A 25,710-nucleotide genomic window follows, 5' to 3' on the forward strand; every position below is an offset into this window, starting at 1 on the left:
GGCGCCAATTCAGCCATTTCGGACTTGCTTGGTTTCAAGTGCCGAACAAAAGGCTGTGAGTGTCCGATTTACTCTTCCAGATGTGAAAATCGTGTGATTGGGTAGGGCACGAGCATGCGGTGATGTGCGTGTCTGAGCACATCTGCCGAGGTGGGGCTGGTAAGGGAGAGCACGGCAATGCGGTCGATCCGGGTACGGATTCTCGCGATATTCGCGGTATTGGTCATCGCAGGCGTCGGCGCCTGGCAACTCCTTCCCTCCGACGAGGTGAAGAAGGACCCCATCACGGTCGGTACGACGGACGAGGTCACCTCGCTCGACCCGGCGGGAGCGTACGACGCCGGTTCCTGGGCGATCTACAGCAACCTGTACCAGTCGCTCATGACCTTCAAGTCCGGTGCGATCGTGCCGGAACCCGACGCCGCCGAGAGCTGTGGCTTCATCGGGCAGAAGCTCCAGACGTACCAGTGCAAGCTCCGCGACGACCTGACGTTCTCCAACGGCCGGAAGGTCACGGCGAAGGACGTCGAGTACTCCTTCGAGCGGATGCTGCGGATCAAGACGGACGTCGGCCCCTCGGTGCTCTTCCCGAGCCTGAAGTCGATCGTCGCCGAGGACCGCACGGTCACCTTCAACCTCTCCGCACGCGATGCGACGTTCCCCCAGAAGCTGGCCACCGGTGCCGGTTCGATCGTCGACCGTGAGCAGTACCCGGCGGACAAGCTGCGCTCCGGGAGCCAGGTCGACGGCTCGGGGCCGTACGTCCTGAAGGCGTACGAGCCCGGCATCAGTGCCGAGCTCACGCCCAACCCGGCGTACAAGGGCGCGCTGAAGAAGTCGGGCGTGCCGGTGACGATCCGCTACTACAAGGGATCCGACGAGCTCCTGACGGCGTGGAACGCCTCCGTGCTCGACATCACGCACCGTCAGCTGCCGCCCGCCAGGCTCGCCGAGCTGAACCCGGCCGACCCCGACCTGCGGATCACCGAGGCCGACAGCGCCGAGATCCGCAACCTGGTCTTCAACGTCCGTCAGGGCTCCCCGCTGGCGAACAAGAAGGTCCGCCAGGCCATCGCGTCGATCATCGACCGCGGGCCGCTGGTGACCGACGTGTACAAGAGCACCGTCGAACCGCTCTACTCGCTGATCCCGCAGGGCTACATCGGGCACAGCACCCCGTTCTTCGACGCCTACCCGCAGCCCGACGCCGCGCGTGCCAAGCGGCTGATGCAGGAAGCGGGCGTGCAGACGCCGCTGCACATCACCTTCGCCTACCGCGCCGACGACGCGTACACGAAGGAGACCGCGGAGCTGCGACGCCAGCTGGAGAAGGACGGTCTGTTCAAGGTCTCGGTGAAGGCCGTGGAGTGGCAGGACTTCCAGAAGGGGTACGCGGCGGGCGACTACGACGCGTACACCGTCGGCTGGCTCCCCGACTACCCGGACCCCGACACCTTCAGCCAGCCGCTGGTCGGCCGCGAGAACAGCCTCCACAACGGCTACACCAGCAAGCGCATGGACTCGCTGATCACGTCGACACTCCAGTACAGCGACCGCAGCCGCACCTCGTCCGACTTCAAGGACCTGCAGGCGCTGGTGGGCGAGGACGTCCCGCTCGTACCGCTGTGGCAGAAGAAGGACTACGTCGTCAGCCGGACGGACGTGTCCGGTTCGCAGTACCTCTCGGACGGCACCGGTGTCTGGCGCCTGTGGGAACTGAACTGGATCTGACCGGCCCGTTCGCCGAGCGGCCCCGGGCCTTCCCCTTCGAGGGAAGGCCCGGGGCCGCTCGGCGTTCCGGAGGAGCCGGTGACAGGCCCTAGGACCTCTTGCGGGCGGTGGCCGTCTCGGCCATGCCCGGCAGGAAGTCCGTGAACAGCTCGTGCACTTCGTGGACGAGCGGGCGCAGGACCCGGAACCGGGCGAGGGCGACGCCCCGGGTGGTGAGCCGGGCGCCGCGGGCCGCGAGGCGGCGGCTGCGCTCGCGCTCCGGTGAGCGGTCGAAGACCCAGTACAGGACGAGTCCCATCTGGGAGAGCCACATCAGCTCGGGGAGGATGTCCTCGAGTTCCGCGGGGATCTTGGCCTTGGAGCCGGACAGTACCTCGCGGTGAATCGCGATGGACGCCTCGCGGGCGGGCTCCGATTCCGCGGAGAAGGGGCTGAGCGGGCTCTCCGGGTCGGCGGCGTTCTTGAAGAACTGGGCCGCGAACTCGTGGTACGGCGCCGCGATGTCCAGCCAGGCCGTCAGCACCCCGGCGAGCCGCGTCTCCAGGTCCGTCTCCTTGTTCAGGACCTCACGGACGGCGGCGCCGTGCTCGGCGCCGATCCGGTCGTAGAAGCCCTGGACGAGGTGTTCCTTGCTGGCGAAGTAGTAGTAGGCGTTGCCGACGGAGACCCCGGCCTCCTTGGCGATGGCCCGCATCGTCGTCTTGTCGAAGCCGCGCTCCTGGAAGAGCCGGAGCGCCGTTTCGAGGATGAGCGTGCGGGTCTGCTCGCTCTTCTGGGCCTTGACCGGCTTGGCTTCGTTACCGCCCTGCTCGTCCTTCACGCCCGGCTCGTCCGTCTCGTCGTGCTCGTCGCTCGCCACGGGCCCAAGGCTATCCGCCTGCTTCGTCGCCCAGCACCGGGACCTCGCAGGCCGTGCCCTCGCCGCACGGAGCGGCCGTCACCGAGCGGTACTTCGCGGCGGCGAGCACCGTCGCCCGGGCGAAGGGCCGGCCCGCCGGGGTGGTCAGCCAGTGGGCCCTGGGCCGGTGCTCGGACAGTGCCCAGAGGCAGACGATCCACGCGGAGGTGCCGCGGTAGATCTGGCCCCGGTCGCCGATCACCGTGATCTCGCTGAGCGTGCTCGCGTGGTCGAGCCCGGGGAAGCGCCGGCGCGCCTCCTCGGAGGCGGCCGGCACGAGGTCGAGCGGGACCAGCTGGTGCTGCTTCAGCAGCCAGTGACGCACATGGACGCAGAGCGAGCACTGGGCGTCGTACAGCACCGTGAGGTGTGCGACCGGGGTGTGCGGATCCGTGGTGGTCACGGGTCACTTCCCGGTGGCGGGCGCGGCCCACGGGCCCTGGTTCGGTCCGACCCAGCCCTGCGGCGGTACGGGCGGGGTCTGCCGGCGCTCCATCAGGCCGCGGCGGCGCATCTTGTTGAGTACGTAGACGTTGGCGAGGTGCATCGCGCCGAGGACCAGCAGGACGACACCGACCTTCGTCGAGAGTGCGTCGAAGAGCTGCCTGGCGTCGGTCACGCTGTCGGCGTTCTTCAGGTAGAGCGTCACGAAGCCCAGGTTGACCAGGTAGAAGCCGACCACCAGCAGGTGGTTGACGGCTTCCGCCAGCTTCTCGTTCCCGTGCAGGACGTCGGCCAGGAACACCCTGCCGTTGCGGCTGAGGGTGCGGGCGACCCAGACCGTGAGGGCGACGCTGATGAGCAGGTAGATGCAGTAGGCGACAACGGTGAGATCCATGCCCCGAGCTCCCTTGAACGTGTTCAAAAGCTGTTGTCATGGACTGTAGACCTATCTTTGAACATGTTCAAGACAGGGTGTCCGCGGACTCCTGCCGTGCGGACCGCGCCTTCGGGGCCGCGCCCCCGAAGGCCCGTACGCCGGGCACGGCGGCCGTGCCCACGCAGGCCGCCGCGACCGCCACCGCCGCCACGGCGAGGGGCACTTCGGCGCCCCAGGCGGCTGCGGCGAGCGGCGCCAGCGCGTACCCCAGGGGCATCGCGCCGAGGGAGAGGAGCCAGTCGTACGAGGTCACCCGGGCCAGCGCGTGCGCGGGTACCGCCGTCTGGACCGAGGTCTCCCAGACCGGTCCGAGGAAGCCCAGCCCGGCCAGGGCGACGCCGTACGCGGCGACGGTCGCCCAGGCGGGAGCGGACAGGGCGAGCAGGGCGAGCGGGAGGGCGTACGTGGCGAGGCCGAGGTTGGCGACGAGGACCGGGCGGCGCGGGCGGGCCCGGCCCGCGAGGAGGGAGCCGAGCAGCAGGCCGACGGCGCCGGTCTGGAGCAGGGCGATCCAGACGTCCTGGCCGCCCAGTTCGCGCACGGCGAGGGCCGGGCCGAGCGTCATCAGGACGGCGGCGGCCCCGTTCCAGACGGCGTGCGCGACCAGGCTGGTCCAGTACCAGTCGCGGGAGCGCACCTCGCCCCAGCCCTCCTTGAGGTCGGCGAGCAGCGAGCGCCGGGGGATCGGCACGTGCCGGACGTCGATGGCGGCGAGCAGCGCGGCGCTGACGGCGAAACTCGCCCCGTCCAGCACGAAGGCCCAGCCCGGACCGGCCGTGAAGATCAGCGCGCCGGCGACCGCCGGGCCGCCGAGACGGGTCGTGCTGTTCGCCACCGCCATCAGGGAGTTGGCGCGCAGTAGTCCTTCAGGCGCCACCGTGCCCCGGATCAGTGGCGACACGGTCGGCATGGCGAACGCGCCCGCGGCGCCGCCCAGTACCTCGGCGAGGGCGATCTGCCACAGCTGGGGTGAACCGCCGAGCAGCTCGACGCCGACGAAGACCTGGGTCGCGCACCGGACGAGATCGGTGGTGAGGGCGACCGTGCGGGCGTTGAAGCGGTCGCCGACGACGCCGCCCAGTGGCAGCAGGAGGAGCTTGGGGACCATGGCGCAGGCCAGGACCAGGGCGAGGGCTCCGGTCGATCCGGTGGCCTCCAGGACGGCCAGGGTGAGGGCTGCGGGGATGGCGGCGTCGCCGAGGAGGGAGAGGGTGCGTCCGGCGAAGAGCATGCGGAAGGCGCGGGTGCGCAGAGGGTGCGGCATGCGAGCGAACCTATTTCGGTTCCGAATTATTCGTCAACGAAATATTCGGAAACGAAGTACCCCGGTCGGCAGGCGTACGCTTTCCTTATGGAGCAACGCGACTGGACCGACGGGCACGTGGCGCGCTGGAAGCCCGCGCTGCCCGACCTCGACCCCGACGTCGAGGGTGCGGTCACCCGGATGAAAAAGCTCTCCGTCCACCTGCGCCGGGTACGCGAAAAGTCCCTGGTCGACTTCGACCTGGACCGTCAGGAGTTCGACACCCTCCACAAGCTCGCCGGGCGGGGCGGCACGGCCGCCCCCTCCGAGCTCGCCGCGGACCTGGACCTCGCCCCGGCCTCCGTCACGGGCCGCCTGGACGTCCTGGAACGCCGGGGCTTCGTCCGCCGTACACCGTCCGCCACGGACCGGCGGCGGGTCGTCGTCGAACTCACCGACGAGGGCCACTCGACCTGGCTGGGGGCGATGGAGTTCCTCGGGCACGAGGAGTACCGACTGCTCGGTGTGCTCGCACCCGAGGAGCGGGTCCTGCTCAACGACATGCTGCGGCGCATCATGGTGGTCGCGGAGGACCGGGGCGACGCCGACGGGTGGGACTGAGGAAGAGCTCGCCCGCTCAGGCGCTCATCGAGCGGGCCGTGTTGATCTGGGCCATGACCATCTGGAAGGTCTCAGGACCCATGGCCGGGATCATGGTCGAGTGGTGCCTGCCGCCGCTGGTGACCGTGACCTGGATGAAGCCGGTGGTCTTCTTCTCCTTCATCAGGAGGAAGAGCAGACCGATCAGACACAGCAGCGCGAAGACGATCGCGAGCACGATCGCGACGGTGGGGATCTTCTCCTCCGTGCGCGACATGTCCGTGGCCGTCCACACCGCGCCCTTGAGGGGCATGGTCCCGGACGGCGTCACGATCGAGTCGTTCATGACGGTGATGTCGCCGAACGCCAGCATCGGCACGCCGCCGCCCGGCATCCCCGGCTGCTGCGGCAGGTTGTAGCCGGGCATCGTCGGCTGGCCGTGGCCGGCCGACGGATAGCCGTAGCCCGGACCGGGCTGCGCCGCGGAGTCCGGCAGCGGCTGCGGGTAGCCGTACGCGGGGTTGGCGCCCGCCGGGTAGCCGTAGCCCTGGCCGTCCGGCATCGTCGGCGGGTTGCCGGGCTGCTGCTGCGGCGGGCCCCACTTGTATGAGTCGTCCGCGTACGGATTCGGATCGCTCACAGCATTCCCCGTTCTCTTTCGGTCACAAGCTCCGCATGACCGTACCGCCCCCGCCCGGCGGGCGCAGCAAGAGGCCCCGCTTCCCGCCGTGTTACCGCGGAAAACGGGGCCTCCCGTGCGAGGGGATCAGGTCAGAAGCGACGCGTGATCAGCGCGCGCTTCACTTCCTGGATCGCCTTGGTGACCTCGATGCCACGCGGGCAGGCGTCCGTGCAGTTGAACGTCGTGCGGCAACGCCACACACCGTCACGGTCGTTGAGGATCTCCAGGCGCTGCTCGCCGCCCTCGTCGCGCGAGTCGAAGATGAAGCGGTGCGCGTTGACGATCGCCGCCGGGCCGAAGTACTGCCCGTCGTTCCAGAACACCGGGCACGAGGACGTGCACGCGGCGCACAGGATGCACTTGGTGGTGTCGTCGAAGCGCTCGCGGTCCTCGGCGGACTGCAGACGCTCGCGGGTCGGCTCGTTCCCCTTGGTGATGAGGAAGGGCATGACGTCGCGGTAGGCCTGGAAGAACGGGTCCATGTCGACCACGAGGTCCTTGAGGACCGTGAGGCCCTTGATGGCCTCGACCGTGATCGGCTTCTCCGGGCTCAGGTCCTTGATCAGCGTCTTGCAGGCGAGCCTGTTCTTGCCGTTGATCCGCATCGCGTCGGAGCCGCAGATCCCGTGCGCGCAGGAGCGACGGAAGGTCAGCGTGCCGTCCAGCTCCCACTTGATCTTGTGAAGGGCGTCGAGGACACGCTCCTTCGGGTCGATCGAGATCTGGAAGTCCTGCCACTGCGCCTCGTCCGAGACTTCGGGGTTGAAGCGGCGGATCCGGAAGGTGGCCGTGATGTACGGGGAGTCGGCGAAGCCGGCCTCGGGCTCGGGAGCCTTGTCGGACTTCTCCAGGGTGGGGGTAGCCATCAGTACTTACGCTCCATCGGCTGGTAGCGGGTCTGGACGACCGGCTTGTAGTCGAGCCGGATCGACTCGGTGCCGTCGTCGGCGACCTCGCGGTACGCCATGGTGTGGCGCATGAAGTTGACGTCGTCGCGGTTCGGGTAGTCCTCGCGGTAGTGACCGCCGCGGGACTCCTTGCGGGCCAGCGCGGACGTCGCCATGACCTCGGCCAGGTCGAGCAGGTTGCCCAGCTCGATGGCCTCCAGGAGGTCGGTGTTGAACCGCTTGCCCTTGTCCTGGATGGACACGTTCAGGTAGCGCTTCCGCAGCTCGGCGATCTTGTCGACGGCCGTCTTGATGGTCTGCTCGGTGCGGAACACCATCACGTTGGCGTCCATGCACTCCTGCAGCTCCAGGCGGAGCGTCGCGACCCGCTCGGTGCCCGTCGAGTTGCGCAGGCGCTCGACCTGGTCGACGACGAGCTGCGCCGGGTTCTCGGGAAGCTCGACGTAGTCGTTCTTCGCGGAGTACTCGGCGGCGGCGATACCCGACCGGCGTCCGAAGACGTTGATGTCGAGGAGCGAGTTGGTGCCCAGGCGGTTGGCGCCGTGCACGGAGACGCAGGCGACCTCGCCGGCGGCGTACAGGCCCGGGACGACGGTGGTGTTGTCCGCCAGGACCTCACCCTCGACGTTGGTCGGGATGCCGCCCATGGCGTAGTGCGCGGTCGGCTGGATCGGGATCGGGTCCGTGTAGGGCTCGATGCCGAGGTACGTGCGCGCGAACTCCGTGATGTCCGGGAGCTTCGCGTCCAGCTGCTCCGGCGGGAGGTGCGTGAGGTCGAGGTAGACGTGGTCGCCCTCGGGACCGCAGCCGCGGCCCTCACGGATCTCCGTGTAGATGGAGCGGGACACGACGTCACGGGACGCGAGGTCCTTCATGACGGGCGCGTACTTCTCCATGAAGCGCTCGCCGTCCTTGTTGCGGAGGATGCCGCCCTCACCGCGGGCGCCCTCCGTCAGCAGGATGCCCATGCGCCAGATGCCCGTCGGGTGGAACTGGAAGAACTCCATGTCCTCCAGCGGCAGGCCGCGGCGGTACGCGGCGGCCTGGCCGTCACCGGTCAGGGTGTGCGCGTTCGACGTCACCTTGAAGAACTTGCCGGTGCCGCCGGAGGCGAAGATGACCGACTTGGCCTGGAAGACGTGGATCTCGCCGGTGGCCAGCTCGTACGCCACGACGCCCGCGGACTTCTTGACGCCGTCGACCTCCTGGAGCAGGAGGTCCAGGACGTAGAACTCGTTGAAGAACTCCACACCCTCCTTGACGCAGTTCTGGTACAGCGTCTGGAGGATCATGTGGCCGGTGCGGTCCGAGGCGTAGCAGGACCGGCGGACCGGGGCCTCGCCGTGGTTACGGCTGTGGCCACCGAAGCGGCGCTGGTCGATCTTGCCCTCGGGCGTGCGGTTGAACGGCAGGCCCATCTTCTCCAGGTCGAGGACGGAGTCGATGGCCTCCTTCGCCAGGATCTCGGCGGCGTCCTGGTCGACCAGGTAGTCGCCGCCCTTGATCGTGTCGAAGGTGTGCCACTCCCAGTTGTCCTCTTCCACGTTGGCGAGCGCGGCGGCCATGCCGCCCTGCGCGGCGCCCGTGTGGGAGCGGGTGGGGTAGAGCTTCGTCAGCACGGCGGTGCGGCTGCGCTTGGTCGACTCGATGGCCGCGCGCATGCCGGCGCCGCCGGCGCCGACGATGACGGTGTCGTACTTGTGGATCTGCATGGTTTCCTCTGGTCCCTCTGTCCCGGCGCCTAGCGGATGTTCGGGTCGAAGGTGAAGATCACCAGCGTGCCCAGCAGGACGGTGAACACCGTGGCGGTGTACAGGAGCATCTTCAGCCAGAAGCGGGTGTTGTCCCGTTCGGCGTAGTCGTTGATGACCGTACGGAGGCCGTTGGCGCCGTGGAGCATGGCGAGCCACAGCATCGCGAGGTCCCAGACCTGCCAGAACGGCGAGGCCCAGCGGCCCGCCACGAAGGCGAAGCCGATCTTGGACACGCCGCCGTCCAGCACGAGCTGGATCAGCAGGTGGCCGAGGACCAGAACGACCAGCACGATGCCCGACAGGCGCATGAAGAGCCAGGCGTACATCTCGAAGTTGGTGCGCGAACCCTTGGGGGTCTTGCCCGTCCGCTTGCGCGGGGGCTCGATCACCGGGGCCGGGTGGTCGACGTCGTACAGGCTCACGCCTTCGACGTCGCCGATCGCGGAAGTGCTCTCGGTGGACATTGGCATCAGCTCCCGAAGACTTCGCGTACGGCGTGACCGAGGACGGGATACAGCGCCCCGACCATCAGCACGACCCAGATGCCCAGCACGGTCCAGAGCATCTGCTTCTGGAAGCGCGGGCCCTTGGCCCAGAAGTCCACGGCAACGATGCGGAGACCGTTCAGCGCGTGGAAGAGAATGGCGGCCACGAGGCCGTATTCGAGGAGCGCGACAAGCGGCGTCTTGTACGTGGCCACGACGTCGTCGTATGCCTCGGGAGAGACGCGGACAAGAGCGGTGTCCAGGACGTGTACGAACAGGAAGAAGAAAATGAGGACACCGGTGACTCGATGAGCCACCCACGACCACATGCCTTCCCGGCCGCGGTACAGCGTTCCAGCCGGCACGGAAGAACCCTCCGGGAGCGGGGATTAGGGTCGGCCGGCTTGACTGTCGGTCTGACCCGGCCGGGTACGGTCCACCGGCCCCGGCCATCGTAGCGACGCTTTGTCGGTTCGTTCGCCCCGGGGCCTCTGGTGTGATCAAAGTGGCAATCAAACAGGCACGGACGGCCTAGAGCGCCCCATATGGCACACCCTGGAACGGGTCCCTCGTCCGGCCCGCGTCCGTCACCAGCTCGATGATGCGCTCCCGGGCGAGCCGCCGCATCTCCTCCGCCGTGACGGCCCGCTCCTCGTCCGGGTCGTGCGCCAGCCGGGCCCTGATCCCCGCGAGCACCTGATCCACGTGCTGGGAGGGCCGTCCGGCGTCCAGGCCGATCACGAAGACATGGCCGAACCGGCTCTCGTACGCGGCGTGGGCGGCGCGGAGCGCGAGGTGCGCGGCGCGCGGTGCGGCGTGGTGGAGGCAGGGGGCGGTCTCCCCGGCGAGCGCCTCGGCGATATCCGTGGGAGACAGGTCGTAGCCCGCTTCGTCGGAGGCGGCGAGGAGGGCGCCGAGATCCGGGTACGGGCGATGGGCGGCCATCCGCAGGGCCCAGCGGTGGCTGCCGCAGCACTCCAGGAGCGCGGCCTCGGCCCGGTCGCGCGGTGCGGTGTTGAAGCGGGCGAGACCCGCGGCGTGGTCGCCCGCCGGTACGTGGCCCCGGCTCTGGACGGGTATGGCCGTCCGCCCCGCCTGCTGCGGTCGTTCCGGCAGGCCGGCGTGGGACTCGCTGGACCTGGACAGCGTGGACTCCTCGAACGAACGACATCTGTGCCCCGGAAGAGGGGACGGAGGGCAACGAGGTTGCACGGGTGGAGAGAGTGAAGAAGGTGAAGGGAGAGACGAATGTGCCGTAACGCTAGCGAGGGAGGGCAACGGCCGTCCGAAGTACGCATGAAAATCACCCGGACGGCAGAGTTTCGGACCACTGGTGTGCGGCTTCTGGACACTCGATGGATCGATCGGGAATCACATAGACCGCTTTACTCTCGGATATGACCTGTTGTCCCTCTATTTCGGAGGTACCTGAGCGATGTCGCCCTCACGCGGTGCCCTCGTGGCCGGTGCGGCCGTCACGGCCGCCGCCGCCGTCGTCCTCACCGTCGTCGTCCTGCCCGACGACTCCGACGAGGATCGCGGGGGTGACGCCGCGGCATCACCGGCCCGCGCCACCACCTCGCCGTCCCCTTCACGCAGCTATCCGCTCTCCTCGGAGCCCCGCACCATCCCCGCCGTCCGTGAGCACGAGGCCGCCCGCGGGCCGGGCTGGAAGCCCGGACGGAGCAGCACGGTCGTCATAGCCGACGGCAGCGGAGCACTTGCGGACGAGGCCAAGCTGCTCGCCGGGGAGCTGAAGATCCGCTACCGGGGCGAGGCCGCCGCCCGCGCGGGCGATGTCGAGCTGGCGCTCGGCACCGCGGGCAAGGGTGCCGCCGAGTCGTACACCCTGAAGACCGGCGACGGGCGCGTCACGATCAGCGGCCCCGACCAGGCGGGTGTCTTCTACGGGACCCGCACGCTGAAGCAGGCCCTGCTCTCCGGAGGGGTCGTGCCCGAGGGGGAGGTGCGCGACCGGCCCGACCGGCCGCAGCGCGGACTCAACCTCGACATCGCGCGCAAGTACTACACGGCGGACTGGATCAAGGACCGGCTGCGCGACATGGCCGACCTGAAGCTCAACCAGCTCGGACTGCACTTCTCCGACGACCAGGCGTTCCGTATCGCGTCCGTGTCCCACCCCGAGATCGTCTCGCCCGAGCATCTGACTCTGGCCGAGGTGCGCGGGATCGTGGACCTCGCCGAGGCGCTGCACATCCGGATCGTGCCGGAGATCGACTCCCCGGGACATCTCGGCGCCGTGCTCCGCGCCCATCCCGACCTCCAGCTGCGCAATGTGCAGGGGGTGGCGTCGACCGGCTCCATCGACATCTCGAAGCCCGCGGCGGCGAAGCTCATCGACGAGCTGATCGACGAGTACACCAAGGTGTTCGGCAGCGGGTTCTTCCATCTCGGCGCGGACGAATACCGTGCGCTGACGGTGCAGAACCCCGCGGCCTCGTATCCGCAGCTGCTCCGCGCCGCCCGGCAGAAGTACGGCGCGCAGGCCACCATCGAGGACCTCGCGACCGGCTGGCTCAACGACCGCGCGAAGGTGGTCCGCGGCGACGACAGGACCCCCAAGGCGTGGAACGACGGGTTCTTCAACGGCGGAACCGTCGAAGCGGACAAGGACATCGAGGTCGAGTACTGGACGGGCAAGGAGATCGGGGCGCGGCAGCCGCAGGAGTATCTGAGCGAGGGGCGGCGCGTGGTCAACCTCAACGACGAGTTCCTCTACTACGTGCTCGGCGAGCCCAACCAGTTCGTCTACCCGACCGGGAAGCGGATCTACGAGCAGTGGACCCCGCTCGTCCTGCGCGGCACCCAGCCGGTGAACTCCCGGTACTCCGGGCAGATCCTGGGCGGGCGGTTCGCCGTCTGGGGCGACCTGCCGAACGCGCAGACCGCGCAGCAGGTGGCGCAGGGCATCCGGATGCCGCTGCGGGCGGTCAGCCAGAAGCTGTGGGACCCGCGGACACCGGAGCTGAGCTGGGCACAGTTCCAGGAGCTGGCCCAGGAGGTCGACCCGACGGGCTGACCCCAATCCCATGGACAGGCCCGCGCGCCGACGGCTAGGTTCCGCATGCCGTGCGCTCCGAGGAGGGGCGTCGGCCCAGATGCCGGCACCACGCCCCGGGGGGCTTCCACACCATGCTCTGCACCACATGCGGTACCAGACCGTCCGTCACCGCGGACGGGCGCTGCACGCTCTGTGCCGGCACCGGCACCGCCCCGCCGCACGGCCTCATGGCGCCGGCCCCGGTTCCCATGTCCGAGGCGCGGCACCAGCTGCGCTCCCCGGAGGGCCTCGCCAAGGCCGTCGTGATCCTGCTCGGCGTCGTCATCGTGACGGACGTGCTCGCCCTGGCCGCCGGGCTGAACGTCCGCAGCCTGCTCGGTGCCGCGATCGCGGACGACTTCGAGAGGTACGACGAGGCCGCGGCCAACCGCGCCGACTGGCTCTACGTCGGCTCCGGCTCCCTCCAGGTCACGGCGCTGCTGGCCACCGCGGTCGTCTTCATCATCTGGTTCCGCCGGGTGCGGCTGAACGCGGAGGTGTTCGACGCGAGCGCGCAGCCGATGAAGCCCGGCTGGGCGGTCGGCGGATGGTTCGTCCCGATCGCGGCTCTCTGGCTGCCCCGCAGGATCGCCGGCGGCATCTGGACCGCGAGCGCGCAGACCAACCCCGACGGCTCCTGGCGCACGGTCTCGCTGACCCCCGTCAATCTCTGGTGGGGCGTATGGGTCTTCTCGCTGCTGTTCGGCCGCTACGCCTCCCGGCGCTACGACCAGGCCGAGCTGCCGCAGGAGATCATGGACGCGGCCGGGCTGGTCCTGCTGGCCGACGCGCTCGACATCGTGGCCGCGGTGCTGGCAATCCTCTTCGTCCGCAGTCTGACCCGGATGCAGGGGGAGCGGGCCGCCATGGGGATATCGCCCCGGTGACCTGAATTCGCCGTCCCTCTCCCGGCGTACACCTGCCCCGACACCGAAGACTCGGGTGCCGACTCCCTCACCAGTGACGATTTTCAGCCACTTGGCGCAGTACGGGGCAAGGGGGATGCCACGCCCCGACCGAGGGAGACGTCGATGAGCCTGCTGGAACGGATCGCCGAGGCGGACGAGCGGGGGCTGGCCGCGAGCGCGCTCGCCTGCCTCGAACGCTGTCTGCCGCCGAACGCCGACGGCGGCGATTCCGAACCGCTCCGCCCGCTCTGGGCGAGCTGCGAGGACGGCCGGGAATGGGCCGTCCGGCTGACGGCCGCCCGCGCGACCGCCCAGGACGGCGCCGACGAGACGGGTTCGCCGGTACCGGAGATGCTCCGCGCAGCTCCGTCCGACTGGGCCGACGGCCCCCTGCGGGAGTGGGCGCTGACCTGCTCCCTCCTGTCGCTCGAGTTCCACCGCCGGTTCGACATGCCGGTGGGCGGGGACGTCGGCGAGGACCCCGCCGAGCAGCTGGAACGCTGGCGCGCGGGTGACGAGCGGCAGGCCGGCCCCCTCGTCGCGGGCGAGCTCCGGCGGCAGACCGAGATCCTGGAGTCCCTCGCCGAGACCGCGGGCCCTGTGGGCGGTGCGAGCGGCCTGCGCGGCGCGCTCGACCGGTCGACCGAGGGCCGGCGCGTGCTGCGCGCCGTGATGTCGCGCCGGGCGCGCGGCCGGAACTGACCGGAGCGCCCCGGACAAAGGCCGGAGCCCCTCGGGTCAGGCCGAGGGGCTCCGGTGTCGGTGGGCGCGCGAGGCGCGGCCCGTCGGGGTGTTACGGGGCCAGGACGTTCAGCCCGATCCGGATGCCCTTGGGGGCGCCCAGCTGGTACGTCCCGTAGTACACGCTGCTCGACGGCAGGATGCCCTTGCCGACGATGTTGTCGAGCTGGAGCACGGTGCCGTTGTTGGCGTCCTCGCCGTCCGCGCCGAGTGCCATGTCCGCCCGGGTGTCGCCCGTGAGGTCCGCCAGCGAGACGGACGAACCGAGCCGGTCGTCGGTCTCCGTGACCCCGGGGATGTCCGCGGTGTCCTGACCGATCACGACGGACCCGTTGCTGGTGGGACCGGAGGCCGTGCCACGGACCATGAGGACGGCCCCCGCGTTGGTGCGGGACGCGCCGGAGCGGGTGATGTCCTCTCCCGGGAGACCGGCGAGGATGTCCGCGTAACCGTCGAGGTCGACGTCGCCGACCGAGACCGACCAGCCCAGGTTGTCGCCGCTCTCGCCGCCGCCGGGCACACCGTAGGTGTCCTGGTGGTAGAGCTTGCGGCCGGTCGAGGTGAGACCGGTCGAGGAGCCGAACACGACGCTGACCGCGCCGCCCTTGGCGGTGTGGCCGGACTCGCTGTTGTACGGCTGGCCGACCACGAGGTCGGTCGCGCCGTCGCCGTTGACGTCACCCGTGGCCAGCGAGCGCCCGCCGGGTGCGGCGAGCACGCCGACGCGCTGGAGTCCGGTCGCGGAGCCCTTCAGCCACAGCAGCCGGGCGATGCCGCCCGGGTCGCGGAAGCCGACGGCGACGTCCGTGTAGCCGTCCTTGTTGAAGTCGCCCGTGGCGGAGGTCGGGTAGCCGACGGCGCCGCTGTACGCGGAGGTGTTCAGGTAGCCCGCCTTCGCGGCCCCGGTCCTGCTGTCCCAGGACCACCAGCGGCCGGGCTTTCCGGGAGCGACGGAGAAGACGTCGTCCATGCCGTCGGCGTTGAAGTCGCCCGCGGCGACCGCGTAGCCGAGCTTGTCGCCGCCCACACGGTACGAGCTGGTGATCGCGTGGCCCTTGCCGGTGGTGAGGCCGGGTCCGTACATCGCGACGACCGTGCCGTTGTCCGACTGCGAGATGTCCTCGCCCGGCGCACCGATGACCAGGTCCGCGTGGCCGTCGCCGTTCAGGTCGCCCCAGGCGTTGGAGTAACCGAAGTAGTCGTACGCCTCGTTGCCGCCGGGTACACCGGGGCTGTCCTGGTCGAGCGTGCGCTTCGTGGCGGCGTCGGGGCCGTTCTGGCTGCCCGGCAGGACGGTGACCCGGCCGGCGCTGCCCGACGCCTTGTGGAGGCCGACGATCAGGTCGCTGATGCCGTCCCGGTTGAAGTCGGCCGTGGGGACGGCCGAGTTGCGGCCCGCTCCCGTGGCGAAGGTGCGGATCGCGGGCAGCTTGGCGTACAGCGTGGGGCCGGGGCAGACCGTGGCGAAGCCGTCGCGGTGACCGGAGATCGTCTTGAGCGTGGCCTGCGCGCCCTTCTTGTACACACCGGTGTCGGCCGCAGCCGTCAGCGTGACCGAGCCGCTCGGGCTCACGCCGTACTGGCCGAGCTTCCACGCGGCCACGCGGGCGGCCGAGTTGAGGGCCGCGGTGGTGGGCTTGCCCGTCTCGAAGTTGCCGAGCAGCGCGATGCCGGTGGAGTAGGAGTTGAAGCCGTACGTGTGCGCGCCGAGGACCGGCAGGTCGGCGCCGCCCTCACGGCCTTCGAAGATCTGACCGCACTTGTCGACGAGGAAGTTGTAGCCGATGTCCTTCCAGCCCTCGTAGCCCTCGCGCGGGGTGACGTGGTAGGCGTAGATGCCGCGGACGAGCGCGGCGGACTCGGCGCAGCTGTAGTCGTTCGAACCCACGGTGTGGTGGACGAAGACGGCCTGGATCTTGTCGATGTACTCGGGGTCGCTGTAGTTCGTGGCGAGCGACTTGTCCGGGCCCCAGCCGGCGCGCAGCGTCATCGCGGGCCGGTTCACCGTGGAAGGCGGCGCGGTCGGGACGGTCGGCGTGGGCGACGGGGTGTCGGTGGGAGTCGCGCTCGGCGAAGTGGTGTCCGTCGGTGTGGCGGTGGCCGTCTCGGTGGCGGTCTCCGTCGGCGTCGCGGTCTCCGTGGCCGTCTCGCTCGGCGTCTCGCTGGGGGTCGCCGTCGTGGTCTCGGTGTCCGTCGGCGTGGGCGTCGCGGTCTCCTCGACGGCGAACGACGCGCTCTGCGCGTCGGCGCCCGGCGCCGCGGCCTCCTTGGCGGTGACGCCCGGGTCGACCAGCGAGAGTTCGAGTCCCTTGGGCAGCCCGTCGGCGGCGGTGCCGTCCGTGCGGACGACCCGCGCCTCGACGGCGTCGGAGGGCCCGACCCACAGCGGTTCGGACATACCGGGCAGCTTCGCCTCGTCCTCGTCACGCTCCGCGCCGAGGTGCTGCTCCAGGTGCACTTCCAGCCAGGAGCTCCACTGGCCGGTCTCGCGGCTGCGGGTGCGTACCTCGGCCTTGCCGTCGACCGTCGCCTCGGGGTCCGCCCAGACGACGCCGACCATGGAGAAGGGGTCGGTGTCGGTGCGCGGCAGCGCGCGCTTGGAGTCGCCGGTGCCCTTGAGGGTCAGCTCGTGGACCGATGCCTTGCGGACCTTCGGCCCCTGGGCCTCCGGAGCCTCGGGATTGGCTATGGCGACGGTGACCGCCCCCGCGCCACCGAGCACGACCGCGCCGATGGTCAGCCAGGCGCGGCGCTTCAGGCTCATCGGTCTGTACGCGTGTGAACTGCGCGGGCTCAAGTGCCCCACCCTTCAACAGAGTTCAAGTACCCATAGGTTCATCGAGCCCCACCCGTCACAACGGGCGGCCCTGGGTACCCAGCGAGGCCCGGGGCTCAAACGTCACACCGAATCCCGTGAACGTGACGCGCGTCACAGGGGTGGCTGATGGGCCTGCTTCGGGTGCGGTCAAGGTGACGTACGAGGTGTGCGAATGGTTGTACGAACATGGACGCTTCCTGCCGCCCCGGACCGTGAGAACGAACACAGCGCCCAGGGCGTGATGTTTCGGCGTTCCCCGTCGCTGGGTCAGTGTCGGCGATCGCCGGCACGGCGAAGGGCAGGGGGAATCATGGGTGGGGACGAGCGGACAACGCTGCCCGGGGCCTCGGCGATGCGCGCCTACACATCGGCGTTCGTCACCCGGCTCACCGCGCGCAACCGGCTGCCCCTCGACTACTCCGTGGCCAGTCTCCGGCTCGTCGATCTCGTCGTCGACGGCCTGCGGCGCGACCAGCCGCGACGGGACCAGGTCGACGGAATCCTGCTGGGCCTCGGCGCGTACACGGGCGAGGTGATCGTCCGCAGGGCCGGTGGTGTGTGGGTGGACTTCGACGCCGCACAACGGGAGCTGTTCCGGCAGACGGTGGGGGTACGCATGCCCGACGGCCGGGTGTGGAATCCGCTCGGCAAGGTCGTCAACCGTTTCGAGTCGGGGCCCGAGGAGTCGGTGCAGCGGCTGTACCTCCTGATGCACGGCCGCTCGGCACAGCGAAAGGCCATGTGCGGGTAGCCTGTTCGATTCCGCCGGTGAGAATCCTGTGACGCTTCTGTGCCCGCGGGCGCAGAAGAAGAAGAGGGGTATTGCCCCGGCAGGGAGCAAGGGCACGGCAGTTGGTGCCGGAACAGGCGTTGATTAGGGAAGTGTTGGGCACGGGCGGGGAGCAGCGCCGCAGGGAGATGCACGACGCCGAGCTCGGCGATGCCGTCGAGCGGGCACAGCAGGGGGACGAGGCAGCATTCGCCGTGGCGTACCGGCGGGTGCAGCCCGGCCTCCTGGGCTACGTGCGTGGGCTGGTGGGCGAGGACGCCGAGGACGTGACCTCGGAGGCCTGGCTGGAGATCGCCCGTGACCTGGGCCGTTTCCGCGGTGACGGGGCCGGATTCCGCGGCTGGACCGCGATGATCGCCCGCAACCGCGCGCTCGACCACCTCCGGAAGCAGAAGCGGCGGCCCCGCACCACCCTGATCGAGCAGGACGTGCTCCAGCTGCCCGGCGGCCACGACACCGCCGCCGCGGCCCTGGAGACGCTCTCCACGGAAGCGGCGCTGGAGATCATCGGTACGCTGCCGCGCGAGCAGGCCGAGGCCGTGCTGCTGCGGGTCGTGGTCGGCCTGGACGGAGCCGCGACGGCCCGGGTGCTCGGCAAGCGTTCGGGGGCCGTCCGCACCTCCGCGTACCGTGGACTCAAGAGGCTGGCCGAGCAGTTGTCCCCGGGCGGGACGGGCGCTGTGACGAACAGGACGCGCCGTACGCTGAGGGATGAAGCATGAGAAACGAATCGCAGCGGCAGCCGAAAGCGCCGGAGACACCCGAACTCGCCGCGTTGCTCGCGGCGGCCCGGCGCACGGCGGCGCCCGACGCGGACGACGAGCTGCGCGCGACCGCCGCCTTCCTGGCCGCGCGGGACCAGGGAGCCCACGCCGCCCGCTCCCCGTGGTGGCGGCGGCGCGACGACTGGCGCCCGGCGCCGCGGTGGCGCGGTGCGCGCTCGGTGCGGGTGATGCTCGGCGGGTTCGTGGCGGCGGCGACCCTGGGCGGGGTCGCGGTGGCCGCCGGTTCCGGGGCGCTGCCGACACCGTTCGGCGACGGCGGGAAGGACGCGCCCGACTCCGTACGCCCCACCCACGGAACCCTCGCGACCCCTGGTGGACCCCGCTCCGGCGGCACGCCCTCGCCGACGGGTGACGGCACCCCCGGGGCGGCGACGAACCCGCCGGACCTTCCGCGGCCCTCCGGTGGTCCGGACCGGGGACGCAGTGACGTCGCGCTCTGCCGGGTGTACGCCAAGGACCGCGAGCACGGGAAGGCGGCGGACGCCACCACCCTGGCGCGTCTGGAGGCCGCGGCCGGCGAGGCGTCGGAGGCGGCGGTGAAGGCGTACTGCGACGACCTGCTCGGCAGTCCGGCACCGGGCTCGAAGGGCGCCTCGGGCGCCCTGGACGGCAGCGGCAAGGCGGAGAAGGGCGAGCCGGTGCCCCCGAAAGGGACGGGCGACGGCGGCCCGAGCGGTGCGGCGAGCGGCAGCAGGAACGGCCGGTCCGCCGGCTGAACGGCCGTCCCCGGACCTGGGACCCGGGGACGGCGGCGTACGTCAGGGCCAGTTGACGGGGACGATGCCCTGCTGCACGTGGGTGGTCCCGCTGCACTTCCCGTCGTCGCTGAAGATGTTGATGGTGTCGACGTCGTTCGCCCACGTGGTGCCGTTGGGGTGGGCGTAGTTGCCGAGGTTCACGGCGGTGTTCGCCGGGATGCAGATGTACCGGTCCGGGGCGGCGCCCGTGTCGATCAGCCAGACGGAGTCGTCGTTACGGGTGTTGGCGACCGCGTCCGGATCGTTCTGTATCGAGACCGGCATGTTCTGGTAGCCGTTGTCCTGGAACCAGCCGATGAGGGTGCCGCTGGAGTAGGAGCCGTTGTACACGCACACGCGTGGGTACGAGCAGCCGTACATGCTGGAGGCCGAGGCGGGCGAGGCTGTCAGCGGGGCGAGGGTCGAGGCCAGTCCGGCGGAGGTGAGCAGAGTCGCCGCCAGCTTTCTGTTCAGTTTCATGGGAGTGCTCCTGGTGGGGTTGCCTGGGCGGCCGACCGCGCCGGCCGGCTCCGCAACGAGACTGCGGGTCCGGCCGATGCCCGGCCACAGCTGACGTGAAGGTGGCGTCATCCAGGGACGTCCCACTCGCTGAGCTGCGGGGACGCCGCCCACCGAGTCGGTACGGCGGGACGACCGCGGCTTTCCTCACGTGGCTGGTGAGACCGGGTTCCGGCCGTGGACCGGCTTCATGCCTGTCCCGAAGGGGAACCGCTGACCGAGAAGCAAAGGGAAGGCGTCTGCCACTGCGGACTGCCCGGATGCCATGGCCATGTGTCGGCCACGCAGAGGCCCCGCGACCTGGGTGTTACCTGGTCGGAGCGGGGGAAATGGGACGACGACCGGGGCCGCCACCCCCCACAGGAGAGGCCCCGGCCGTCTTCCACGAGGCCGCAGCACGGCCCCGTACTCATCTCAGCGCCGTGGCTGCGTTTTCTGTCACACCGCAAGGTGTCGGCGACCGTTGCGGGTTGTACAAGTCATGGACGCGGCACCGGGCAACCACGTAGCGTGCTGAGTCGCGCAGAGTGGCGCAGCAGTGGTGACCAGCTGCGATTCATGACAGCAGGGCGGGTTGAGGGAGTGCTGGGGGACGACGCGGAGCTGACTGCCGCGGTGCTCGCGGCGCAGGACGGGGACGAAGACGCCTTCCGTGCTGTGTACCGCGCCGTGCAGCCACGGCTGTTGGGCTACATACGGACACTGGTCGGGGACCCGGACGCCGAGGACGTGGCGTCGGAGTCCTGGCTGCAGATCGCCCGGGACCTCGACCGGTTCAGCGGCGACGCCGACCGTTTCCGGGGGTGGGCGGCCCGCATAGCGCGCAACCGCTCCCTCGATCACATACGGATGCGGAGCAGGCGCCCCGCCATAGGCGGCGACGAGACCGAACTCACCGGCAAACCGGCCGAATCGGACACGGCGGACGAGGCGATCGAGGCGCTGGCCACCGGTCGCACCATGTCGCTCATCGCCCAACTCCCGCAGGACCAGGCCGAAGCCGTCGTCCTGCGGGTGGTCGTCGGCCTCGACGCGAAGAGCGCGGCCCGGACACTCGGCAAGCGCCCCGGCGCCGTACGCACGGCCGCCCACCGCGGACTGAAACGCCTTGCGGAGCTGGTGGGGGCGGAGGGCGGCCTTCCGGAGGACGGCCCGGGCGGCCCGGGCGGCGGTGCCGCGGACCGGGAGAACACCACCACGGGTCAGGGAACGGAACTCGGAGCTGTACCCTCGCAGCGCCCGGCCCGCAACGGTGTGGCGGCTCCCGCCGGTGTTACCCACGGTGTGACGCATTCGCGTCCGTGGACGCAGAAGGACATGTGATGGCCGACGAGCGGTACCAGTGGCTCGACGAGGACGCGGCGGAGCGACTGCTCAGCGGCGAGCCGGTCGAGCCCGCCGACGATCGCGCCCGCACCGATGCCCTGCGGCTCGCCGACGCACTGGAAGCGGCGAGGACCCTGCCGCCCGCGGACGGTGAACTGCCGGGGGAGACCACCGTGCTCGCCGCGTTTCGCGAGGCGGCCCACACCCGGCAGAGAAGCGGCGCCGGTACGAGGAGAGCCGCCCCGAAGGGGCAGGACTCCAAGTCCGGGCCGATGTCACGGCAGGACGGCCTCCAGTCCGTACGCATCGGGGGCGGACGTCCGTCCACCGGCCTGCGGGCGCGCTGGAGCCGCCCCGCGCGCTACGGCCTGGTGCTCTCGCTCGCGGGCTGCGCGCTGGGCGGGGTGGCCGTCGCCTCCGGCGCGGGCATGCTTCCCGGGCCGTTCGGCGGCCAGGGCTCGCCGGTGCCGGCGGCCTCCGTGTCGGCGGCGGCCTCTCCGGAGGAACTGGCCTCCGGGCTCCCCTCGGACCCGGGCCCGTCCTCCCCGCCCGGCACGCGTCCCGGCCCCCGCACGTCGGATCCCGCCCCGGACTCCCCGTCGGGCACCGGGGACGGCAGCGGGCACAGCCGGCACGACGGCGACACCACCGAGGGCACGGGCACCGGCGAGGGCGGTCCGGACGGGTCCGGGAGCACCCAGGGCCCCCGGGACGGGACCGCGGGGGACGAGACACCCGCGGGGAACGCCGGAGCCGGCTCCGGCGAGGTGTACGAGAAGGCGGTCCAGGCGTGCCGGCAGTACCGCGACGGCACCCTCGACCGGGCCACCAAGCGCCGCCTGATCGAGATGGCCAAGAGCGAGGACAACCTCGACCGGTTCTGTGAGCGCCTCGACGACGCGGGCGACAAGGACGGCGGCGCCGAGGACGGCGGCTCGGACTCCGAAGGCCCCGACGGTTCCCCCGGTTCCGGTTCCGGCTCCGGAGCCGGTGACGGAGGCGGTGGCGGTGGCGAAACGGACGAGGGCGGCTCGGGTTCGCTGCCGTCGATCTCCTTCCGCACGCCCCCGCCGTCCCCCGACAGCGGGGGCGACAGCGACGGCGACACGGGCTCGGCCAACGGCTCCGTCACCACCGCTCCGGACTCCCGCTGAGCGCCGTCCACGGCCTCGGGCGACTGCCCGGACCCCGGGTGTGACACTTTTCGATCGCCGGGCGCAGTACAAAGTGAGCCGACTGGTCATCGGCCGCGCAATGAGCCGGGGTTCCCCCCGTACCTTCGGCTCAGCGCACCTGGCGCGGGCGGGACACGTTCCCCCGGTCCCGTCCGCGCCCCTTTCACCGCCCCGTCGTCCCGCCGCTACCAGTAGATGACGACCTTGTCGCCGTTCTTCACCTGGGCGAAGAGTGAGGCGATCTTCCCCTCGTCCCGGACGTTCACGCAGCCGTGCGAGGCTCCGTTGTAGCCGCGGGCCGCGAAGTCCGACGAGTAGTGGACGGCCTGGCCGCCGCTGAAGAACATCGCGTACGGCATCGGAGTGTCGTAGATCGTCGAGACATGGTGACGGGACTTCCAGTACACGGAGAACGTGCCCTCACGGGTGGGCGTGTACTGCGAGCCGAACCGCACGTCCATCGAGGACACGACCCGGCCGTCGACCATCCACGACAGCGTCCGGCTGTTCTTGCTGATGCACAGGACACGGCCCGTCATACAGCGCTCGTCCGGCTTCGCCGCGGGACGTTCGGTGGGCGGGGTCAGCTCGGCCGCCGTCGGCTTCCGCGTCATCCCGAGGAGCTTCTGCCAGGTGACGGTGTCGGTCCCGCCCGTGCGGGGAAGGCCCCGCTTGCCCTGGAAGGACTGCACGGCCGTGACGGTGACGGTTCCGTAGTAGCCCGTGGGGGAGCGGTCGAAGTGCCCTGTCTGGCGGAGCCGGGCCTGGAGTTCCCGTACCCGTGCGCCCTGGGAGCCCGTCGACATCAGGATCTCCGGCGGCGGAGCCGCCTCCGTGCTCCTGGACGGGGAGGGCTTCGGTGCTTCGGTGGACGGGCTCGCGGCCGGCGCCGGGCTGCTCGCGCCGCTGCCCGGCTTCGCGTCGGCGGGGCTCGCCTTCACCGAAGGTGTCACCCGCTGGGCCCCGCCGGCGGTCTCCGGGGTGCAGCCCGCGGCCAGAGCGGTGACGGCGAGCATGCCGACGGCGACCGCCGCGCCTGTGCGCGCTCCGCCGCCCTTCGCGTTCACACGGGTACGTGTCATCCTCTGCCCCCTGGGCTCGCCCACTGCTCCGGTGTCTCCTTGGACGAATTCCCGCCCTGCCCGGTTGCCGAATCCTGCGCATGATGGGGAGCGTCGGTCCAGTCCCGGGGGTACCCCTTGTGAGGAAGGTCCCAGCCGGTGGCCCTCCGCCCCTCGGCCGGCCGCCGCTAAAGTCCGTCGCGAAACCCTCGAAACCCCTGGCCGGCATGCACGGGAGGCACAGCACATGACACGTGAGTCCGAGTCGGGACTGCCCATCGAGCCGGTCTACGGGCCGGAGACCCTCGACGGATGGGACCCGGCCGAGAAGCTGGGCGCGCCGGGCGCGTACCCCTTCACGCGTGGTGTCTACCCCAGCATGTACACCGGCCGGCCGTGGACGATGCGGCAGTACGCGGGCTTCGGCACGGCCACCGAGTCGAACGCCCGCTACAAGCAGCTGATCGCCAACGGCACGATGGGCCTCTCCGTCGCCTTCGACCTGCCCACCCAGATGGGGCACGACTCCGACGCGCCCCTCGCGTCCGGCGAGGTCGGCAAGGTCGGCGTGGCGATCGACTCGATCGACGACATGCGCGTGCTGTTCGGCGGGATTCCGCTGGACAAGGTCTCCACGTCGATGACGATCAACGCCCCCGCCTCCCTGCTGCTGCTCCTGTACCAACTGGTCGCGGAGGAGCAGGGAGTCCCGGCGGACAGGCTCACCGGCACGATCCAGAACGACGTGCTGAAGGAGTACATCGCCCGGGGCACGTACATCTTCCCGCCGAAGCCGTCCCTGCGGCTGATCGCCGACATCTTCAAGTACTGCCGCGACGAGATCCCGAAGTGGAACACCATCTCGATCTCCGGCTACCACATGGCCGAGGCCGGTGCCTCGCCCGCGCAGGAGATCGCGTTCACCCTGGCCGACGGCATCGAGTACGTCCGTACGGCGGTCGCGGCAGGCATGGACGTCGACGACTTCGCCCCCCGGCTCTCCTTCTTCTTCGTGGCGCGTACGACGATCCTCGAAGAGGTCGCCAAGTTCCGTGCCGCCCGCCGGATCTGGGCGAAGGTGATGAAGGAGGAGTTCGGCGCGAAGAACCCCAAGTCGCTGATGCTGCGCTTCCACACCCAGACCGCGGGTGTCCAGCTCACCGCCCAGCAGCCCGAGGTCAACCTGGTGCGCGTCGCGGTGCAGGGCCTGGCCGCTGTCCTCGGCGGCACCCAGTCGCTGCACACCAACTCCTTCGACGAGGCGATCGCGCTCCCGACCGACAAGTCCGCCCGTCTGGCCCTGCGCACCCAGCAGGTCCTGGCGTACGAGACGGACGTCACCGCCACCGTCGACCCGTTCGCCGGTTCGTACGTCGTGGAGAAGATGACCGACGACGTCGAGGCGGCGGCCCTTGACCTGATGCTCAAGGTCGAGGACATGGGCGGCGCCGTCAACGCGATCGAGCGCGGCTTCCAGAAGAACGAGATCGAGCGCAGCGCCTACCGTGTGGCGCTGGAGACGGACAGCGCGGAGCGCGTGGTCGTCGGCGTCAACCGCTTCCGGCTCGACGAGGAGGAGCCGTACGAGCCGCTCCGCGTCGACCCGGCGATCGAGGCCCAGCAGGCGGCCCGGCTGGCGAAACTGCGCGCCGAACGCGACCAGGGCGCGGTGGACTCGGCCCTGGCCGAGCTGAAGAAGGCGGCGGGCGGGGCGGACAACGTCCTCTACCCGATGAAGGACGCGCTGAAGGCGCGGGCGACGGTGGGCGAGGTCTGCGACGCGCTGCGGGAGGTCTGGGGGACGTACGTCCCCACGGACGCGTTCTGAACCGGGAGCCGGTGCGCTCCCCGACCGGGGCCGTGACGCGGAACACCTGGTGAGACCCCTGGACGGAGTGTCGTACCCCCGTGCGACACTCCGTCCATGCTGGGTGTCACCGATCTTCCGACCTATCTCGCCGGCCTCGTGCTGATCATTCTTCTGCCGGGCCCGAATTCGCTGTACGTACTGTCCGTCGCCGCCCGCCGCGGCGTACGCACCGGTTATGTGGCCGCCGCGGGGGTCTGGACCGGGGACACCGTGCTGATGACCCTGTCCGCGCTGGGCGCCGCCTCCCTGCTCCAGACGACGCCGCTGCTCTTCGCGCTCGTCAAGTACGCGGGCGCGGGCTATCTGACCTGGCTGGCCATCGGCATGCTGCGGGCCGCCGTGTCCATGTGGCGCGACCGGCGCCGGCGGGTCGAGGAGCTGACGGCGGAGTCCGAGGCGCCGGCGGCGGCTGCGGCGATGGAGCGGCCCTACCGCCGCGCCCTGGTCGTCAGCCTCTTCAACCCGAAGGCGATCCTGTTCCTGATCTCCTTCTTCGTGCAGTTCGTCGACCCGGGCTACGCCTACCCGGCCCTGTCCTTCCTGCTGCTGGGCACCCTGCTCCAGTTCGCCAGCTTCCTGTACCTCTCGATGCTGATCTTCGGCGGCACCCGACTGGCCGCCGTCTTCCGCCGCCGCAAGCGGCTGTCGGCGGGGGCCACGTCGGCGGCGGGCGTGCTGTTCCTGGGATTCGCGGCGAAGCTCTCGTTCAGCAGCGTCTGAGCCGGGGGCCGGTCAGTC

25 protein-coding genes are annotated in these 25,710 nt (G+C 70.5%); 12 read left to right on the top strand and 13 right to left on the bottom strand.

Annotated features, from left to right (window positions below):
• Window positions 1-177: 177 nt before the first annotated feature.
• On the top strand, window positions 178-1,731 hold the full coding sequence (locus OG230_RS22010) for an ABC transporter substrate-binding protein (RefSeq protein ID WP_328905423.1): 1,554 nt from the start codon (window positions 178-180) through the stop codon (window positions 1,729-1,731).
• Window positions 1,732-1,819: 88 nt separating this feature from the next.
• On the opposite strand, the gene OG230_RS22015 is transcribed toward OG230_RS22010, so the two are convergent.
• The 4 genes from OG230_RS22015 to OG230_RS22030 all read right to left on the bottom strand — a co-directional run bounded on the left by OG230_RS22015 (window position 1,820) and on the right by OG230_RS22030 (window position 4,773).
• Window positions 1,820-2,551 carry a TetR/AcrR family transcriptional regulator gene (locus tag OG230_RS22015; RefSeq protein ID WP_328911488.1) on the bottom strand — a complete coding sequence of 244 codons (732 nt, stop codon included), beginning with the start codon at window positions 2,549-2,551 and terminating at the stop codon, window positions 1,820-1,822.
• 49 nt (window positions 2,552-2,600) lie between these two features.
• On the bottom strand, window positions 2,601-3,032 hold the full coding sequence (locus tag OG230_RS22020) for a thiol-disulfide oxidoreductase DCC family protein (protein ID WP_328905424.1): 432 nt from the start codon (window positions 3,030-3,032) through the stop codon (window positions 2,601-2,603).
• 3 nt (window positions 3,033-3,035) lie between these two features.
• On the bottom strand, window positions 3,036-3,467 hold the full coding sequence (locus OG230_RS22025) for a hypothetical protein (protein WP_328905425.1): 432 nt from the start codon (window positions 3,465-3,467) through the stop codon (window positions 3,036-3,038).
• A 67-nt stretch (window positions 3,468-3,534) separates the two neighbouring features.
• Window positions 3,535-4,773: an MFS transporter gene (locus OG230_RS22030; protein ID WP_328905426.1), complete on the bottom strand. Its 1,239-nt coding sequence runs from the start codon at window positions 4,771-4,773 to the stop codon at window positions 3,535-3,537.
• An 87-nt stretch (window positions 4,774-4,860) separates the two neighbouring features.
• On the opposite strand from OG230_RS22030, the gene OG230_RS22035 reads away from it, so the two are divergent.
• On the top strand, window positions 4,861-5,373 hold the full coding sequence (locus tag OG230_RS22035) for a MarR family winged helix-turn-helix transcriptional regulator (RefSeq protein ID WP_328905427.1): 513 nt from the start codon (window positions 4,861-4,863) through the stop codon (window positions 5,371-5,373).
• Between the two features lie 16 nt (window positions 5,374-5,389).
• On the opposite strand, the gene OG230_RS22040 is transcribed toward OG230_RS22035, so the two are convergent.
• The 6 genes from OG230_RS22040 to OG230_RS22065 all read right to left on the bottom strand — a co-directional run bounded on the left by OG230_RS22040 (window position 5,390) and on the right by OG230_RS22065 (window position 10,261).
• The gene (locus OG230_RS22040; protein WP_328905428.1) at window positions 5,390-5,992 is read right to left on the bottom strand and encodes a hypothetical protein; all 603 of its coding nucleotides are present in this window, start codon (window positions 5,990-5,992) and stop codon (window positions 5,390-5,392) included.
• Window positions 5,993-6,123: 131 nt separating this feature from the next.
• Window positions 6,124-6,900 (bottom strand): succinate dehydrogenase iron-sulfur subunit, encoded by a 777-nt coding sequence (locus OG230_RS22045; protein WP_328905429.1) that lies wholly within the window; start codon window positions 6,898-6,900, stop codon window positions 6,124-6,126.
• A complete protein-coding gene (sdhA, locus tag OG230_RS22050) occupies window positions 6,900-8,654 on the bottom strand; it encodes a succinate dehydrogenase flavoprotein subunit (RefSeq protein ID WP_328905430.1) in 1,755 nt (584 codons plus the stop codon). Before sdhA ends, OG230_RS22045 begins: the two co-directional genes overlap by 1 nt.
• Window positions 8,655-8,683: 29 nt before the next feature.
• A complete protein-coding gene (locus tag OG230_RS22055; RefSeq protein WP_328905431.1) occupies window positions 8,684-9,160 on the bottom strand; it encodes a succinate dehydrogenase hydrophobic membrane anchor subunit in 477 nt (158 codons plus the stop codon).
• 5 nt (window positions 9,161-9,165) lie between these two features.
• Window positions 9,166-9,546 (bottom strand): succinate dehydrogenase, cytochrome b556 subunit, encoded by a 381-nt coding sequence (sdhC, locus tag OG230_RS22060; protein WP_328905432.1) that lies wholly within the window; start codon window positions 9,544-9,546, stop codon window positions 9,166-9,168.
• Between the two features lie 166 nt (window positions 9,547-9,712).
• Window positions 9,713-10,261, bottom strand: a complete 549-nt coding sequence (locus OG230_RS22065; protein WP_328911489.1) for a 2-oxo-4-hydroxy-4-carboxy-5-ureidoimidazoline decarboxylase — start codon at window positions 10,259-10,261, stop codon at window positions 9,713-9,715.
• 355 nt (window positions 10,262-10,616) lie between these two features.
• Between OG230_RS22065 and OG230_RS22070 the strand changes: the two genes are divergently transcribed.
• From OG230_RS22070 to OG230_RS22080, 3 genes are all read left to right on the top strand, one after another.
• A complete protein-coding gene (locus OG230_RS22070) occupies window positions 10,617-12,221 on the top strand; it encodes a beta-N-acetylhexosaminidase (protein ID WP_328905433.1) in 1,605 nt (534 codons plus the stop codon).
• 113 nt (window positions 12,222-12,334) lie between these two features.
• On the top strand, window positions 12,335-13,129 hold the full coding sequence (locus OG230_RS22075) for a DUF4328 domain-containing protein (RefSeq protein ID WP_328905434.1): 795 nt from the start codon (window positions 12,335-12,337) through the stop codon (window positions 13,127-13,129).
• Window positions 13,130-13,273: 144 nt separating this feature from the next.
• Window positions 13,274-13,852: a hypothetical protein gene (locus OG230_RS22080; protein WP_328905435.1), complete on the top strand. Its 579-nt coding sequence runs from the start codon at window positions 13,274-13,276 to the stop codon at window positions 13,850-13,852.
• A gap of 91 nt (window positions 13,853-13,943) precedes the next feature.
• Here OG230_RS22080 and OG230_RS22085 read toward each other — a convergent pair whose 3' ends face one another.
• Window positions 13,944-16,655, bottom strand: coding sequence for an FG-GAP-like repeat-containing protein (locus OG230_RS22085; RefSeq protein ID WP_328905436.1), 2,712 nt, complete (start codon window positions 16,653-16,655; stop codon window positions 13,944-13,946).
• 364 nt (window positions 16,656-17,019) lie between these two features.
• Here OG230_RS22085 and OG230_RS22090 point away from each other — a divergent pair, with 364 nt between their 5' ends.
• From OG230_RS22090 to OG230_RS22100, 3 genes are all read left to right on the top strand, one after another.
• On the top strand, window positions 17,020-17,460 hold the full coding sequence (locus OG230_RS22090; RefSeq protein ID WP_328905437.1) for a hypothetical protein: 441 nt from the start codon (window positions 17,020-17,022) through the stop codon (window positions 17,458-17,460).
• A gap of 134 nt (window positions 17,461-17,594) precedes the next feature.
• Window positions 17,595-18,221 (top strand): RNA polymerase sigma factor, encoded by a 627-nt coding sequence (locus OG230_RS22095; protein ID WP_328911490.1) that lies wholly within the window; start codon window positions 17,595-17,597, stop codon window positions 18,219-18,221.
• The gene (locus OG230_RS22100) at window positions 18,218-19,000 is read left to right on the top strand and encodes a hypothetical protein (RefSeq protein ID WP_328905438.1); all 783 of its coding nucleotides are present in this window, start codon (window positions 18,218-18,220) and stop codon (window positions 18,998-19,000) included. The genes OG230_RS22095 and OG230_RS22100 overlap by 4 nt, the downstream gene beginning before the upstream one ends.
• A gap of 42 nt (window positions 19,001-19,042) precedes the next feature.
• Here the strand turns inward: OG230_RS22100 and OG230_RS22105 are convergent, their stop codons facing one another.
• On the bottom strand, window positions 19,043-19,501 hold the full coding sequence (locus tag OG230_RS22105; RefSeq protein ID WP_328905439.1) for a hypothetical protein: 459 nt from the start codon (window positions 19,499-19,501) through the stop codon (window positions 19,043-19,045).
• Window positions 19,502-20,122: 621 nt separating this feature from the next.
• On the opposite strand from OG230_RS22105, the gene OG230_RS22110 reads away from it, so the two are divergent.
• Both OG230_RS22110 and OG230_RS22115 read left to right on the top strand, forming a co-directional pair.
• Window positions 20,123-20,863 (top strand): RNA polymerase sigma factor, encoded by a 741-nt coding sequence (locus OG230_RS22110; RefSeq protein WP_328911491.1) that lies wholly within the window; start codon window positions 20,123-20,125, stop codon window positions 20,861-20,863.
• The gene (locus OG230_RS22115) at window positions 20,863-22,020 is read left to right on the top strand and encodes a hypothetical protein (protein WP_328905440.1); all 1,158 of its coding nucleotides are present in this window, start codon (window positions 20,863-20,865) and stop codon (window positions 22,018-22,020) included. Before OG230_RS22110 ends, OG230_RS22115 begins: the two co-directional genes overlap by 1 nt.
• Window positions 22,021-22,226: 206 nt before the next feature.
• On the opposite strand, the gene OG230_RS22120 is transcribed toward OG230_RS22115, so the two are convergent.
• Window positions 22,227-23,123 (bottom strand): L,D-transpeptidase family protein, encoded by an 897-nt coding sequence (locus tag OG230_RS22120; protein WP_328905441.1) that lies wholly within the window; start codon window positions 23,121-23,123, stop codon window positions 22,227-22,229.
• A 226-nt stretch (window positions 23,124-23,349) separates the two neighbouring features.
• Between OG230_RS22120 and OG230_RS22125 the strand changes: the two genes are divergently transcribed.
• Entirely contained in the window at window positions 23,350-24,930 is a 1,581-nt protein-coding gene (locus tag OG230_RS22125) for an acyl-CoA mutase large subunit family protein (RefSeq protein WP_328905442.1), read from the top strand.
• A 96-nt stretch (window positions 24,931-25,026) separates the two neighbouring features.
• Window positions 25,027-25,692, top strand: coding sequence for a leucine efflux protein LeuE (leuE, locus tag OG230_RS22130; RefSeq protein WP_328905443.1), 666 nt, complete (start codon window positions 25,027-25,029; stop codon window positions 25,690-25,692).
• Window positions 25,693-25,710 lie beyond the last annotated feature (18 nt).

Origin of the sequence: Streptomyces sp. NBC_00234, from assembly GCF_036195325.1 — a bacterium.
Lineage (GTDB): Bacteria > Actinomycetota > Actinomycetes > Streptomycetales > Streptomycetaceae > Streptomyces.

Coding starts and splice junctions, on each gene's coding strand:
- OG230_RS22035 (WP_328905427.1), top strand. CDS start 4,861: ATGGAGCAACGCGACTGGACCGACGGGCACGTGGCGCGCTGGAAGCCC.
- sdhA (WP_328905430.1), bottom strand. CDS start 8,654: ATGCAGATCCACAAGTACGACACCGTCATCGTCGGCGCCGGCGGCGCC.
- OG230_RS22105 (WP_328905439.1), bottom strand. CDS start 19,501: ATGAAACTGAACAGAAAGCTGGCGGCGACTCTGCTCACCTCCGCCGGA.
- OG230_RS22090 (WP_328905437.1), top strand. CDS start 17,020: ATGGGTGGGGACGAGCGGACAACGCTGCCCGGGGCCTCGGCGATGCGC.
- OG230_RS22120 (WP_328905441.1), bottom strand. CDS start 23,123: ATGACACGTACCCGTGTGAACGCGAAGGGCGGCGGAGCGCGCACAGGC.
- OG230_RS22030 (WP_328905426.1), bottom strand. CDS start 4,773: ATGCCGCACCCTCTGCGCACCCGCGCCTTCCGCATGCTCTTCGCCGGA.
- OG230_RS22025 (WP_328905425.1), bottom strand. CDS start 3,467: ATGGATCTCACCGTTGTCGCCTACTGCATCTACCTGCTCATCAGCGTC.
- OG230_RS22070 (WP_328905433.1), top strand. CDS start 10,617: ATGTCGCCCTCACGCGGTGCCCTCGTGGCCGGTGCGGCCGTCACGGCC.
- OG230_RS22115 (WP_328905440.1), top strand. CDS start 20,863: ATGGCCGACGAGCGGTACCAGTGGCTCGACGAGGACGCGGCGGAGCGA.
- OG230_RS22055 (WP_328905431.1), bottom strand. CDS start 9,160: ATGTCCACCGAGAGCACTTCCGCGATCGGCGACGTCGAAGGCGTGAGC.
- OG230_RS22125 (WP_328905442.1), top strand. CDS start 23,350: ATGACACGTGAGTCCGAGTCGGGACTGCCCATCGAGCCGGTCTACGGG.
- OG230_RS22100 (WP_328905438.1), top strand. CDS start 18,218: ATGAGAAACGAATCGCAGCGGCAGCCGAAAGCGCCGGAGACACCCGAA.
- OG230_RS22085 (WP_328905436.1), bottom strand. CDS start 16,655: ATGAGCCTGAAGCGCCGCGCCTGGCTGACCATCGGCGCGGTCGTGCTC.
- OG230_RS22010 (WP_328905423.1), top strand. CDS start 178: ATGCGGTCGATCCGGGTACGGATTCTCGCGATATTCGCGGTATTGGTC.
- OG230_RS22075 (WP_328905434.1), top strand. CDS start 12,335: ATGCTCTGCACCACATGCGGTACCAGACCGTCCGTCACCGCGGACGGG.
- leuE (WP_328905443.1), top strand. CDS start 25,027: ATGCTGGGTGTCACCGATCTTCCGACCTATCTCGCCGGCCTCGTGCTG.
- OG230_RS22045 (WP_328905429.1), bottom strand. CDS start 6,900: ATGGCTACCCCCACCCTGGAGAAGTCCGACAAGGCTCCCGAGCCCGAG.
- OG230_RS22080 (WP_328905435.1), top strand. CDS start 13,274: ATGAGCCTGCTGGAACGGATCGCCGAGGCGGACGAGCGGGGGCTGGCC.